Below are 268 nucleotides of genomic sequence, written 5' to 3' on the forward strand. Positions count from 1 at the left end.
CCTTGAACAAAGACTTTGTTCGCAGGTTCTGCAGAGATCACAATGTCGAGTACAGGGGCAATGACAAACCAGCCCAATGCTTGTGCGCCGGCTTGTACGGCGTTGAAGAGCGTGATTTTTTTCCAGCCAAAGTCGCCCTCTTCTACTTTTAGACGGTTCGAAATGAAGCCGATCAATAACCCAACAACACCTGAAACGATAATCCAGCTCCACCAAGGGCCGAATGTAGTAGCATCTTTAATGAGATGACCAATAAACCCAATCAGTG

Annotated in this window: 1 protein-coding gene; it reads right to left on the minus strand. The window is 47.0% G+C overall.

Annotation, left to right across the window (positions count from 1 at the left end; translation table 11 throughout):
• Positions 1 to 268, minus strand: a 268-nt coding sequence (locus SB658_RS24370) for an ECF-type riboflavin transporter substrate-binding protein (RefSeq protein ID WP_410602940.1), incomplete at both ends; no start/stop codon positions are given.

Source organism: Bacillus sp. SIMBA_008, from assembly GCF_046535495.1.
Lineage (GTDB): Bacteria > Bacillota > Bacilli > Bacillales > Bacillaceae > Bacillus > Bacillus subtilis.